Source organism: Staphylococcus sp. HMSC055C03 (assembly GCF_001809385.1).
GTDB classification, from domain to species: Bacteria; Bacillota; Bacilli; order Staphylococcales; family Staphylococcaceae; genus Staphylococcus; species Staphylococcus simulans.
Genome location: NZ_KV797487.1, coordinates 38,218 through 51,748 on the forward strand (window position 1 = coordinate 38,218; position 13,531 = coordinate 51,748).

The window sequence follows — 13,531 nt, forward strand, 5'->3', positions numbered from 1 at the left end:
TATAAGTAAGAAGATAATAGGCTGTATATGCATAATCACAGACAGTAAAAAAAGCGTAAGTCATTGGTAAAAATAGTGTTGGGGATTAAAAAAACAGTGCGTATCCAAAATATAGAAGGATACACACTGTTTGTTTTATTGTTTCGTTTTGTTTCGTCTGAGTAGATAACGGCACCAGACCACGCTCAACACTAAACCAATTCCTGTGATGACGATTAATGGTTTTAATAATGGCGGTTCATATTTTAAATAAATATCTGTTTGACCTTTCTTAGTTGGAATTACTGTCATAATGCCATTACCTTGTTTAACTTCATGTTTCTTACCATCGATTAACGCATACATTCCATTTCTATAGGCAGCAGGTAAGACAATATAACCTTGTGCTGATTTTGGTTTTTGAATGTGTAAGTTACGGTTATTCTTAGTAACTTTGACAGGTGTTAAAGTATCTTTAGTACGATTTAAAGTACTGTAATCTTCACCATAAATACCTTTAAGCTGTAGACGGTATTTACCTTTTGGTAGTTGTAACTTCAGTTCTGGTGAAGCTTTAATACGCATAGTCACAGGGCTGACAAATCGTCGGTATTTGTAGTCTAAGCGATTACGTTTTTGTTTATATTCATTGATTTTTACGTAGTGTTCTGAAGTTGGTGCGATACGTTCAATATCCATTTCTACATACATATCTTGATACTTATTCGCAACGGATTCAGGCAGCTGCATAGTTAAACCACCATTGTTCTTTTGAACTTGAATATGTTTTTGATCTATTTGTTTTGCATCGCGTAATGTTGTCTTTGCTTTTGGTAGTAAGTTAGGGTTCGTTTTGAATGTTGAATTACCTTTTTTATCATCCCAAACAACGCCTTCTAACATGGCTTGTTCACGATCTAACGGTGATTTTAATTGGTCCATACTAAATGTTTTGTTGGTAATATGTGCACTTGGATAATCAATTTGATTTTTTGAATGAACAAAGATTCTATCATCATGTTTGATTTTATCTTTTAGTTCGAAACCGTATGGTATGTTTTTATCTGATTCCATTTTGAAGTGGTCTGTGACATCCCATAAAACCATTAAGTTAGCTCGGTTATTAAATAAACGATAAGTACTGTTTTTATCAATCGGCATATTAATCTGCATCACATTATCATAATAATTAAGAATTTCACCATCAAAGATGCTTGAATAAAGCGAGATGCCATTGTAGTTGTAAATGAACGGTGAGTTTAAACCATAAACACTCATATAATCAATACGCATTAAATCATCTTGATTTTCTTTTTGAATGGCTTTGATTTTTTTATTTAGCGGGCGACTGAAGTAATCATAATTTGTGACTTGTTTTACTTCTGCTTCATACTCAGACAAGATATTTTCTTTATATTCTTTTAACTGCCAGAATTGTTGGACTAAAATCAATGCGATTAACATAAGTTTCATCCAATGCTTCATCTGACCATTATAGATAATTAATATCAATGCCAATACTGCAATGATGACAGCTGTGCTGATCCACCAATGCCATTCGCCTTCAGCATAACGTGATGAAATGATTAAGACTAAAACAGCTGGAATTGTTGCGGCAATTAAAGAAATGATAGACATTTCCGCTAAATATTGAATCATCAAAGCAACCAATATTGCGGCACTCATTGCCAGCATATAGACCCATCTGCGTTGCGGGATAGAAAAGCCGTTAAAGAAACTATCAAATGGGTTGGTAAATGAACCTAATAAGAAAATCCATGTCATAATCGCAAATAAACGATAGAAATAATGTTTGTATAGTTTAAATTGCAGTAGGGCAATCAAAACTAAAATCGACAATAAAATATGAAAACCTGATATAAATGTTTGTTTATCTGTGTTCAATAAATCTACAAAGAATGGATACTCTAATAATGGATTTTGTTTACGATCATTATGCAAGAATGAGCTGACACCTGTGTAAAATCCAAAACTAGCGACCATCAAACTTAGTAGTATAGTTACCACTGTAATATAAATCTTCTGTATGCGGTTTAAGATATCCTCTTTATAAACTGCGATAGTTCTATAAATTAAATAAGCACCGATAATAATAGCTTCATAGTAACTGAAATAAAAGTTCGACATCAGTGTTAAGCCTAAACCGATAATCAATAAAGCGGCTTTACGTTCTCTAAATAACTTTTCTACACCTAATATTGTCAACGGTAAGTAAATCAATACATCACCATAAAATGACCAAGTGAAGTTGAAATACATCATGACATTAGAAGCGGTGTATAAAATTGTAGCGATCAGTTCGGTATAACGTTTTAATTTAAAATAGCGCATCATATAGTAAGCAGCAATAAATGTCAAAATAGCTTTGACAATCGCAAAGAATAATTGGTTTCCTGGCCAAAATTCAATACTGCTTGGATTCATATGTAAGAGATGTTCGCCTAACCACACAAATAAAAAGTTTAAGTAGGTAAGTGGAGAGGTTGAATAATAATAAGCTAAATCTGCGATATAATCTCCGCCTAAACCGAAAGAAATATCGTAGAAACTTGAAAAGTGTGTGACGTGTTCATATAAGTATTTTTGAAATGGCATCATTTGTCTGAAACCATCGCCTGCACCACTGAATACAATTTGATGTTTCGTATAAGCGCGGATTGCAGGATAGAAAATAATCAGCATTATTAATGTGCCGATACCAGCAATTTTTAAAAAACGCACTAGGTTATGTTTTAGGGTGAATTTCATTTTTTGTCTCTCCTGAAATTAAAATGCATATGTAGAATTAGGTAATATACTACATATACCCTTTTTAATTTTAGCAGTAACGCGATTATAAAGGGAAATAAATCAACTAATATTAAAATTTTGTAAAGTATCATATTAACTTAATATGAATAATGTCTAACATATAGGGAATATAACTACCGGTAACAATTATATGGGAGTACTATCAATAACAAATCAATTTGGAGGTCTTAATCATATGGTTGAAGTAAGAAATGAATCAGGCATCACTCAAGTTGCGGAGAATGTGGACAGAGTTGCCGCATTAGAATTTTCATTCGTAGATGATTTATTAGCTTTAGATATTAAACCAGCTGCGATTGCTGATGATGGGAATAAAGAGAATTTATTTGAAGCAGTCAGAACACAGATTGGTGAATATGTTTCTTTAGGAGATAGAAACAATCCTGATTTAGATGCTTTAAGAGAAGCGGAACCACAATTAATTATTGCTGACGGTGAACGTCATCACAAAATCTATAGAGATTTAGAAAAAATTGCACCGACAATTTTACTTGAAAGCTTTGATGGCGATTATAAACAAAACTTAGAGTCATTCGAGTTAATCGGTAAAGCTGTATCAAAAGAACAAAAAGCGAAAACACGTGTCGCAGTGCATGAACAAAAGATTAAACAAATCGAAGAGGGTATTACGTTAGATAAAAGTTTAGGCACATTGGCTGCAGTAGTGACAGATAATCATATTGTAGGACATGATGCGAACAGTTATGTTGGTCAATTCTTAAAACGTCTTGGCTTCAAAATGGCAATCACTCAAGCGGACTCAAAAACGTATCCAGAATATAAAGATGGGCCATATCTAAAATTAACGGATGAACAATTAAAAACATTAAATCCAGAACGTTTAATTTTAATGGTTGATGATGAAAATGCAGATGCATTAGAAGAATTACGTCAATCAGAAGTTTATAATTCAATCAATGCGAAGAAAAACGGACGTATTCATTTCGTAAACCGTGAATTATGGGCAAAATCACGTGGTTTAGTAGCGTCTGAACACATTGCAGAAGACTTAGCGAAATTCGAAGAATAAGTCTAAGTGAGATTAATACAAGTACCGAAAACATCTACCTTTTTCGGTACTTGTATTTTTTTATGATTTTATTGTAGTTTATGTAATGCATTGTATATTATGAGCGATTGTCGTTATTAATATTTATGTTTAAATTATTTAGTCGCTCATCTAAACTAGGATGACTTGATAAAATACTTCTACTTTTATAGTCAAATATGCCTAACTCAATAAATTTTTCGAATGCACTTTTTATATACTTAGTATTTACATACTCAGATGCATAAGTGTCACATTTTAATTCGCAATTTCTCTTGAACTTAAAGTTCAATGCTATAATGATAAAGTAAACCAGAATAAACAGAAAAACTACAATGAGTAACAAAATAATATTACTAGGCAGTTTGATTATAGGCATTAATAGAAAGAACACAAAAGGTGTTAAAGTGAAAGCACTTAATGAAACCAAATGCATTTTTAATGAGTCATTATCTTTTATATGACTATACTCATGTAAAAGAAAAAATCTGAGTTCATTTTCATTTAATTTTTGAATTAATGAGTCATCAATAATAATAACGGATTCCTTTTTTTTAACAGCGAATAGATTAGGTTTGAAGGGCATACTGACAGAATAAAAACTAATTTTTTTGTTTGTTAATTCAGGAACATACTCCGTTACAAACTTACTAGTAAGTCTCTTTTTGTTTACAAATATCAAATCGACATGCGGTTTTAAAAATGCATAAAAAAATAATCCAAAAGAAAAAGCAAACATATATTTTTTTAAATTGTAACTTAAAAAAGGAGTGCTTAAAACGTCGAATTTTAATAATACAGCTAGTATTAATAATAGCAATGAAATTATTCTCATATATATCAACTCCTTATCTAAATTGATCTTAATTGTAAAAAAAGGGGTTATATAGGTTTCAAATGCGCCTGCGAATATAATCAGTATAATTCCTAAAATAAACAATGATAGGTATTGATTATAATTATTTTTAATATCACCCCAATTTGATAAACCGATATAAGCTCCAATAAATAAACCGAGCATTTCTGGAGTAGCATGAATTAAAAAGCTAAGACCTCCATATTTAATCAAAATAGGTGAAAAACTATGTATTCTTTCGTATTTATCTCTTAATCAAAGTATTCAATAACTATTTGTTGTTTGAACATTTTTCACAGAAAACTTTTTGACTTTTCGCCCAGTTGCTAAGCATTGTATACCCTTTTAATTTGCTTTCGTTTATTTTTATAGTAATTACTTCATTTTCATTTATCTCTTTGTTACAGTTACTGCATCTTAATTTCTCAAGAAACATTAAATCTCCTCCTAATAATATAATATGAATAAGTAATAAGTAGTGAGGTGTCTTATACTTGCAGACTTGTCGATCGTTATAATGAAATAAGAAGGCAAGTGAAACTTTTTAAGTTTCCATAATGGTATTACACTGATTGATATGATGATGATGAAAAGGTATATTACGTTAAACGGATTGTATAAATGATTATTAAAATATAAAGGTACATTGTTAAAGTATAAAATTATTACTTATTAGTCAAGTTATATTTGTATACAAATTTGTGGTTTTATTAAGGTTATGGTAGTAATTTGAATACTGCCTTTTTCGGTGCTTGTTTTTTTATGCCATATTATAGAGAATATAGGGTATTAAACACTAATCAAGTTTAATTGAAATGACGGGAGTGGCGTATATGGAATACGAAGTAAAGCATTTAAATGAATTAAAGGTTATTGGTTATTTGAGTAAATATGCGACGTTGCAAGACGCACAACAAAATTTACCGAAAGCATGGCAAAAATTTCATGAATCAGGTGAAGAACAAACTTTATCTGAATTAAGCAACCACCAATTAGAAGGATACTTAGGAGTGATTGTACCTACAGAAGCAGGGATGAATTACTTAATTGCGGTAACTTCTGATAATCAATTTGGATCAGGCTTGCATCCTTATGCTTTACCTCAAGGCGATTATCTGGTTGTAAATGCTAAAGGACCTGTACCAGAATCAATCCAGCAAGTATGTCAAAAAGTGTTTAACCCTGAGTTCTTAGCAAGCGAAGGTTATCACATGGCTGAAGGACCAGCTTTTGAATTCTATCCACATGGAGATGTGACTTCATCAGATTATGAAGCACAAGTGTATGTGCCGGTGGTAAAGAAAGAAGAATTAAACAACTAATATAAATTTAATTATTGATGTAAGAAACTCAAGCACTTAATCAGTTGTTTGGGTTTCTTTTTTTCATTTTTTCAAGACTTCCAAAATATAGTATAATAGAGAGAATGTAAAATAGAGTAAAGCGATGAATGAAAGGTGATGAAACATGGTTATTCAATGGTATCCAGGGCATATGGCGAAAGCTAAACGTGAAGTGTCCGAACAGTTAAAGAAAGTGGATGTGGTCTTTGAATTAGTAGACGCACGTATTCCTTACAGTTCAAGAAACCCGATGATTGATGAAGTGATTCAAAATAAACCACGTGTGGTTATTTTAAATAAAAAAGATATGGCGAATTTAAATGAAACAGCCAAATGGGAAGACTATTTCAGAAGTAAAGGTTATTTCCCAGTATCAGTAGATGCGAAGCATGGTAAAGGCTTGAAATCAGTAGAACAAGCGGCTGTACAAGCGACAAAAGAAAAATTCGAACGTGATAAAGCGAAAGGCTTAAAACCACGTGCAATTCGTGCCATGATTGTAGGTATTCCAAATGTAGGTAAATCTACGTTAATCAATAAACTTGCGAATAAAGCTATTGCGAAAACAGGTAATACACCAGGTGTAACGAAACAACAACAATGGATTAAAGTAGGTAAGTCACTGCAATTATTAGATACACCAGGGATTTTATGGCCGAAGTTCGAAGATCAAATAGTTGGTAAGAAATTAAGTTTAACAGGTGCGATTAAAGACAGTATCGTACACTTAGATGACGTTGCCATTTTTGGTTTAGAGTTCTATAAAGCACACGCGCTTGAAGCATTACAAAAACATTATAATGTTGATTTAGATGCAGAAGCTGAAAATATTGAATGGTTTGATGCGATTGGACGTCGACGTGGTCTATTACAACGCGGCAATGAAGTGGATTATGAATCAGTCATTGAATTAATTATCAATGATATTAGAAATGCGAAACTTGGTACACAAAGTTTTGATATTTATAAAGAGATGGCAGATGAAATTAAATAATGGGACAGTCAATCAAAGCAATTAAAGAAGCGTTAAAAGATGTTAAAACTTTAGCTGAACTCGAAACACTTCAATGGCATCAAGATGAAAGAAAAGGTGTACAACAAGCTTTATTAAGTCGTAAAAGACAATTAGAAAAGGAAGCGGCACTTGTTGAGCAGTACCAAGAGATGTCGTTATATGAAAATGATATTTTAGCGCATGACAATAAGGCGATTATTTGCGGTATAGATGAAGTCGGCAGAGGACCTTTAGCTGGTCCAGTAGTCGCATGTGCTGTGGTATTAAATGAAGGACATGCATATTATGGCTTAAATGATTCAAAGAAAGTTTCAGCTGCTAAACGTGCACAGCTGAAATCTGCGCTAGAAGCAGAAGCGACATATGCTTACGGAATTGTGACTCCAGAAGAAATCGATGATTTAAATATTTATCAAGCAACGCAAGTGGCGATGATACGTGCGATTGAAGCTTTATCTATCAAACCGACGCATTTATTGATTGATGCGATGGAATTACCGTTAGATATTGAACAAACTTCTATCATTAAAGGTGACGCAAAAAGTGTGTCCATAGCAGCAGCCAGTATCATGGCAAAAGAATACCGTGATGCTTATATGCGTGAACTCGCAAAACAGCATCCAGGATATGATTTTGAACATAATGTCGGTTATGGCACAAAAGCACATTTAGCAGGAATTGATAAATTAGGTGTGATTCCAGAACATCGTAAATCATTTGAACCGATTAAATCTCTTACAATAAAATAGTTTTAAAAATAAGGTTGGTGCAAATTGTAATATTTGTTTCCAACCTTGTGTAATATTCAGGTTAATTTGAAAAAAGCTAGAATAGTTGCAATATCACACTTCGCGAGGATTCGAGATAAAGTCTAAAAGTTAACAAAATTGACAAAAATAGCCGCTTTCAGTTTACAATAGCGCTTACATTTTCTATAATTAACAGTGTACTTAACCTAAGAAACAGGAGGATGGAGAATGAATATCCACGAGTATCAAGGAAAACAAATCTTTCGTTCAATGGGCGTTCCAGTTCCAGAAGGACGTGTAGCATTCACTGCTGAAGAAGCAGTAGACAAAGCTAAAGAATTAGACACTGATGTTTATGTTGTAAAAGCACAAATCCACGCTGGGGGTAGAGGTAAAGCTGGCGGTGTTAAAATCGCTAAGTCATTATCTGAAGTGGAAGCTTACGCTAATGAATTATTAGGTAAAACACTTGTAACTCACCAAACAGGTCCACAAGGTAAAGAAGTTAAACGTTTATACATTGAAGAGGGCTGCGATATTCAAAAAGAATATTATGTCGGATTCGTTATCGACCGTGCAACAGATCGTGTAACGTTAATGGCATCTGAAGAAGGCGGTACTGAAATTGAAGAAGTAGCGGCTAAAACGCCAGAAAAAATCTTCAAAGAAACAATCGATCCTGTTGTTGGTTTAGCACCATACCAAGCACGTCGTATTGCATTCAACATTAATATTCCAAAAGAATCAATCAACAAAGCGGCTAAATTCTTAATCGCTTTATACAATGTATTTATCGAAAAAGATGCATCAATCGTTGAAATCAACCCATTAGTTACAACTGGTGACGGTGATGTTTTAGCATTAGATGCGAAAATCAACTTTGACGATAACGCATTATTCAGACACAAAGACATTTTAGAATTACGTGATTTAGAAGAAGAAGATCCAAAAGAAATCGAAGCTTCTAAATATGATTTATCATACATCGCTTTAGATGGCGACATCGGCTGCATGGTTAACGGTGCAGGTTTAGCGATGGCTACAATGGATACAATCAATCATTTTGGCGGAAATCCGGCTAACTTCTTAGACGTAGGCGGCGGCGCTACGAAAGAAAAAGTTACTGAAGCATTCAAAATCATCTTAGGTGATGATCATGTTAAAGGTATCTTTGTTAATATCTTCGGCGGAATCATGCGTTGTGATGTTATCGCAGAAGGTATCGTAGCAGCAGTTAAAGAAGTCGACTTAACATTACCTTTAGTAGTTCGTCTTGAAGGTACAAATGTTGAAATCGGTAAACAAATCTTAAAAGATTCAGGTTTAGCAATTGAGCCAGCAGCAACTATGGCTGAAGGCGCTCAAAAAATTGTCAAACTTGTCAAAGAAGTCTAAGGAAAGGATGAGACACTAAGATGAGCGTATATGTAGATAAGAACACAAAAGTAATTGTACAAGGTATCACTGGGTCTACAGCCCTTTTCCATACGAAACAAATGCTTGAATATGGTACTCAAATCGTTGCTGGGGTAACTCCTGGTAAAGGTGGTCAAGTTGTTGAAGGTGTACCAGTATTCAACACTGTAGAAGAAGCGAAAAAAGAAACAGGTGCAAACGTATCAGTTATTTACGTACCAGCACCATTCGCAGCTGATGCAATTTTAGAATGTGCTGATGCTGAATTAGATTTAGCAATCTGTATTACAGAACACATTCCTGTATTAGATATGGTTAAAGTTAAACGTTATTTAGAAGATAAACACACTCGTTTAATCGGACCAAACTGCCCAGGTGTTATTTCACCAGATGATTGTAAAATCGGTATTATGCCTGGCTACATCCACAAAAAAGGCCACGTAGGTGTTGTATCTCGTTCAGGTACATTAACTTACGAAGCAGTGCATCAATTAACTGAAGAAGGCATTGGCCAAACTACAGCAGTAGGTATCGGTGGCGACCCAGTCAACGGTACAAACTTTATCGATGTATTAGATGCATTCAATAAAGACGAAGACACTAAAGCTGTCGTAATGATCGGTGAAATCGGCGGTACTGCTGAGGAAGAAGCGGCTGAATGGATTAGTAAAAATATGACAAAACCAGTTGTAGGATTCATTGGTGGTCAAACAGCACCTCCAGGAAAACGTATGGGTCACGCTGGTGCGATTATTTCTGGTGGTAAAGGTACTGCTAAAGAAAAAATCAAAACATTGAATGACAATGGTGTTAAAACTGCAGATACACCTTCTGAAATTGGTTCAACATTAATTGAAGCAGCTAAAGAAGCAGGTATCTATGAAGAGTTATTAACAGTTAAAAAAGACGCGTAATTCACTGCGTTTTATAAATCAGGCATGGATTTGTACTTAGGTATAAGTCTGTGCCTTTTTTCATGTTAAAGTTGAGTATTCACATAGTCATTGAAACATAACTTGATTTTTCATATATAATAGTAGAAACTCTGAATAAGCTTTTGTATAGAAAAGTATTGTTTCCATTATATAAAAGGTCGTATAATAACGAAAAAACCACAAGAAAGCAGGTAAACGATTGAACCTCAAAGAATTAGATTTAGAACTCCTCAGATTACGCTACGCAGGTTACTCCACAAAGCAAATATACGCACTTTTAATTAGGTATCCAGACTATTTTGAACTAAATTTACCAGAAAGAATGACAAAACTTCGACAATTTTCACAAAGTGCTGCTTCTAAAACTATGCTTCTGCATTATCAAACATATTGTCAGATAGAGCCAAATGACATTTATCAATCTTTGGTCTCTCGAAACATCTACTTAATTTCCATTTTTCATCCTGATTATCCTCACTTACTTAAACACATTTATGCACCTCCATTATTATTATTATGTAAAGGCAATAGAACTTGCTTAAAAACACCTCACTATTTAAGCGTCGTTGGTTCTAGAGAAGCGACAAAGTATACACAAAATGTATTAGAATACCTCTTTAAAAATGAAGCATTACATGAGCTCGTTATCGTTTCAGGTTTAGCTAAAGGCGGAGATGCATTTGCACATGAAGCGGCTTTACACTATAATATGGCAACGATTGGCGTTTTAGCATTTGGTCATTATCATCATTATCCTAAAGAAACGCGTGCATTACGAAAACGAATAGAACAAACAGGTTTAACCCTCTCAGAATATATCCCCACAGATAGACCTGCCAGATATAAATTTCCGGAACGTAATCGTATCATTAGCGGTTTATCGCAAGGCGTACTGATTACTGAGTCTAGAGAAAGAAGCGGCGCACAAATCACAGTAGATTTAGCTTTAGAACAAGACAGAAATGTTTATGTGTTGCCAGGTAGCTTATTTCAAAAATTGACCATTGGAAATTTAAAACGCGCACAAGAAGGCGCGAAAATCGTTTTGAGTGCGCAAGATATTATGGAAGATTATGAAACATTAAATTGATTGAAAAAATGAAATAAAGACTTAAATGAAATGATGTCTGTTCATTTTCAGGTGAATTAAAATATTGACAAATGTAAAATAAACCGTTTATCATTTATCTTTGTAACAAGGAACATTTTATTGAAGCAGAGGGGGATCTACTTTGGCAGATAATTTAGTCATAGTTGAGTCGCCTGCAAAAGCTAAAACAATTGAAAAATATTTAGGGAAACGATATAAAGTTATCGCTTCAATGGGGCATGTCAGAGATTTGCCAAGAAGCCAAATGGGCGTTGATGTTGAAGATGATTTTGAACCCAAATATATTACGATTCGTGGTAAGGGACCAGTCGTTCAAGAGTTGAAGAGACATGCTAAAAAAGCAAAGAAAATCTTCCTAGCAAGTGACCCGGACCGTGAAGGTGAAGCAATTGCATGGCACTTAGCAAACATTTTGAAATTAGATGAACATGCGAAAAACCGAGTAGTATTTAACGAAATTACAAAAGATGCAGTTAAAGAAAGTTTTAAAACGCCGAGAAGTATTGAAATTAATTTAGTGGATGCACAACAAGCACGTCGTATTGTAGACAGATTAGTGGGCTATAACATTTCTCCGGTATTATGGAAAAAAGTTAAAAAAGGACTTTCAGCAGGACGTGTTCAATCTGTCGCATTACGTTTAGTCATTGATCGTGAAAATGAAATCCGTAACTTCAAACCAGAAGAATACTGGAAAATAGAAGGGAAATTCCGTTATAAAAAATCTACGTTTACAGCGAAATTCCTTCATTATAAAAACAAACCGTATAAACTACAAAAAAATGAAGACGTTAAATTCATTACAGACCAATTAAATGGTAATGAGTTTGAAGTGACTAAAGTCACACGTAAAGAGAAGAAACGTAATCCAGCAAATCCATTTACAACGTCTACTTTACAACAAGAAGCTTCAAGAAAATTAGGCTTCAAAACAAGAAAGACTATGATGGTTGCACAACAACTTTATGAAGGTATTGACCTTAAACGTCAAGGTACAGTTGGTTTGATTACGTATATGCGTACTGACTCTACACGTATTTCTGCAGATGCGAAAGCAGAAACAAAAGATTTTATCACTGAAAAGTACGGTAAAGAATATGTATCTCATCGTAAACAAACAGGTAAGCAAGGGGATCAAGATGCACACGAAGCTATTCGTCCTACAAAGACTCTGCGTACACCTGACGAAATGAAATCATTCTTAACAAAAGACCAACACCGTTTATATAAATTGATTTGGGAACGTTTTGTCGCAAGTCAAATGGCACCTGCTGTAATTGACACAGTTGCGATGGATGTTGAACAAGGTGATATTAAGTTCCGTGCGAATGGTCAAGCAATCAAATTCAAAGGATTCATGACATTATACGTTGAATCTAAAGATGAAGAAGAAGAACAAAACAAACGCTTGCCGATTATTGATGAAGGTGAAACTGTAATCGCAACAGATATCGAACCTTCTCAACACTTCACACAACCACCTCCAAGATATACAGAGGCGCGTTTAGTTAAAACGTTAGAAGAATTGAAAATCGGTAGACCATCTACGTATGCGCCGACAATTGATACGATTCAAAAACGTAATTATGTGAAGTTAGAAAGTAAACGTTTCGTACCTACTGAATTAGGTGAAATTGTTTATGAGCAAGTCAAAGAATACTTCCCGGAAATCATCGATGTTGAATTTACAGTCAATATGGAAACATTGCTGGATAAAATCGCTGAAGGCGATGAAAACTGGCGTAATGTTGTCGGCAACTTCTACAATGGATTCAAAGACGATGTAGAACGTGCTGAAAAAGAAATGGAAAAAATTGAAATCAAAGATGAGCCTGCTGGTGAAGATTGTGAAAAATGCGGTTCACCAATGGTGATTAAAATGGGACGTTACGGCAAGTTTATGGCTTGTTCAAACTTCCCAGATTGCAGAAACACGAAAGCCATCGTTAAAGAAATCGGCGTGAAATGTCCGAAATGTAAGGATGGCGAAGTGGTAGAACGTAAATCGAAGAAAGGTAGAATCTTCTACGGCTGTTCAAACTATCCAGAATGTGACTTTATCTCATGGGATAAACCAGTCGGCAGAGATTGTCCGAAATGTGATCATCATTTAGTTGTTCGTAAAAAAGGACGTTCTAGTCAAGTCGTATGTTCGAACTGTGATTATAAAGAAGAAGTACAAAAGTAAAGTAAGAGCTGAGAGGTTGGACACAAAAAGCACAACGCTGCTTGCGTCTCGCCTCTTTT

The 13,531-nt window shown here is 34.3% G+C and carries 10 protein-coding genes; 8 read left to right on the forward strand and 2 right to left on the reverse strand.

What is annotated here, in order from left to right; translation table 11 throughout:
• Positions 1 to 135 precede the first annotated feature (135 nt).
• Entirely contained in the window at positions 136 to 2,748 is a 2,613-nt protein-coding gene (locus HMPREF2603_RS04910) for a YfhO family protein (protein ID WP_070501972.1), read from the reverse strand.
• A gap of 238 nt (positions 2,749 to 2,986) precedes the next feature.
• Between HMPREF2603_RS04910 and HMPREF2603_RS04915 the strand changes: the two genes are divergently transcribed.
• Complete coding sequence (locus tag HMPREF2603_RS04915) at positions 2,987 to 3,841, forward strand: ABC transporter substrate-binding protein (protein ID WP_002480680.1); 855 nt, start codon at positions 2,987 to 2,989, stop codon at positions 3,839 to 3,841.
• A 97-nt stretch (positions 3,842 to 3,938) separates the two neighbouring features.
• Here the strand turns inward: HMPREF2603_RS04915 and HMPREF2603_RS13005 are convergent, their stop codons facing one another.
• On the reverse strand, positions 3,939 to 4,928 hold the full coding sequence (locus HMPREF2603_RS13005) for a M48 family metallopeptidase (RefSeq protein WP_142351480.1): 990 nt from the start codon (positions 4,926 to 4,928) through the stop codon (positions 3,939 to 3,941).
• Between the two features lie 620 nt (positions 4,929 to 5,548).
• On the opposite strand from HMPREF2603_RS13005, the gene HMPREF2603_RS04925 reads away from it, so the two are divergent.
• The 7 genes from HMPREF2603_RS04925 (at position 5,549) to topA (ending at position 13,472) form a co-directional block, all read left to right on the forward strand.
• Positions 5,549 to 6,037 carry a GyrI-like domain-containing protein gene (locus tag HMPREF2603_RS04925; protein ID WP_060803503.1) on the forward strand — a complete coding sequence of 163 codons (489 nt, stop codon included), beginning with the start codon at positions 5,549 to 5,551 and terminating at the stop codon, positions 6,035 to 6,037.
• A 145-nt stretch (positions 6,038 to 6,182) separates the two neighbouring features.
• Entirely contained in the window at positions 6,183 to 7,052 is an 870-nt protein-coding gene (ylqF, locus tag HMPREF2603_RS04930) for a ribosome biogenesis GTPase YlqF (protein ID WP_023015701.1), read from the forward strand.
• Positions 7,052 to 7,822 carry a ribonuclease HII gene (locus tag HMPREF2603_RS04935; RefSeq protein ID WP_060803504.1) on the forward strand — a complete coding sequence of 257 codons (771 nt, stop codon included), beginning with the start codon at positions 7,052 to 7,054 and terminating at the stop codon, positions 7,820 to 7,822. Before ylqF ends, HMPREF2603_RS04935 begins: the two co-directional genes overlap by 1 nt.
• A 228-nt stretch (positions 7,823 to 8,050) precedes the next feature.
• Entirely contained in the window at positions 8,051 to 9,217 is a 1,167-nt protein-coding gene (sucC, locus tag HMPREF2603_RS04940) for an ADP-forming succinate--CoA ligase subunit beta (RefSeq protein ID WP_002480685.1), read from the forward strand.
• Positions 9,218 to 9,237: 20 nt separating this feature from the next.
• Positions 9,238 to 10,152, forward strand: coding sequence for a succinate--CoA ligase subunit alpha (sucD, locus tag HMPREF2603_RS04945; RefSeq protein ID WP_023015699.1), 915 nt, complete (start codon positions 9,238 to 9,240; stop codon positions 10,150 to 10,152).
• Between the two features lie 220 nt (positions 10,153 to 10,372).
• Entirely contained in the window at positions 10,373 to 11,263 is an 891-nt protein-coding gene (dprA, locus tag HMPREF2603_RS04950) for a DNA-processing protein DprA (protein ID WP_070501974.1), read from the forward strand.
• Positions 11,264 to 11,405: 142 nt separating this feature from the next.
• A complete protein-coding gene (gene topA / locus HMPREF2603_RS04955; protein ID WP_023015697.1) occupies positions 11,406 to 13,472 on the forward strand; it encodes a type I DNA topoisomerase in 2,067 nt (688 codons plus the stop codon).
• Positions 13,473 to 13,531 lie beyond the last annotated feature (59 nt).

Coding starts and splice junctions, on each gene's coding strand:
- sucD (WP_023015699.1), top strand. CDS start 9,238: ATGAGCGTATATGTAGATAAGAACACAAAAGTAATTGTACAAGGTATC.
- ylqF (WP_023015701.1), top strand. CDS start 6,183: ATGGTTATTCAATGGTATCCAGGGCATATGGCGAAAGCTAAACGTGAA.
- HMPREF2603_RS04910 (WP_070501972.1), bottom strand. CDS start 2,748: ATGAAATTCACCCTAAAACATAACCTAGTGCGTTTTTTAAAAATTGCT.
- sucC (WP_002480685.1), top strand. CDS start 8,051: ATGAATATCCACGAGTATCAAGGAAAACAAATCTTTCGTTCAATGGGC.
- HMPREF2603_RS04925 (WP_060803503.1), top strand. CDS start 5,549: ATGGAATACGAAGTAAAGCATTTAAATGAATTAAAGGTTATTGGTTAT.
- HMPREF2603_RS04915 (WP_002480680.1), top strand. CDS start 2,987: ATGGTTGAAGTAAGAAATGAATCAGGCATCACTCAAGTTGCGGAGAAT.
- HMPREF2603_RS04935 (WP_060803504.1), top strand. CDS start 7,052: ATGGGACAGTCAATCAAAGCAATTAAAGAAGCGTTAAAAGATGTTAAA.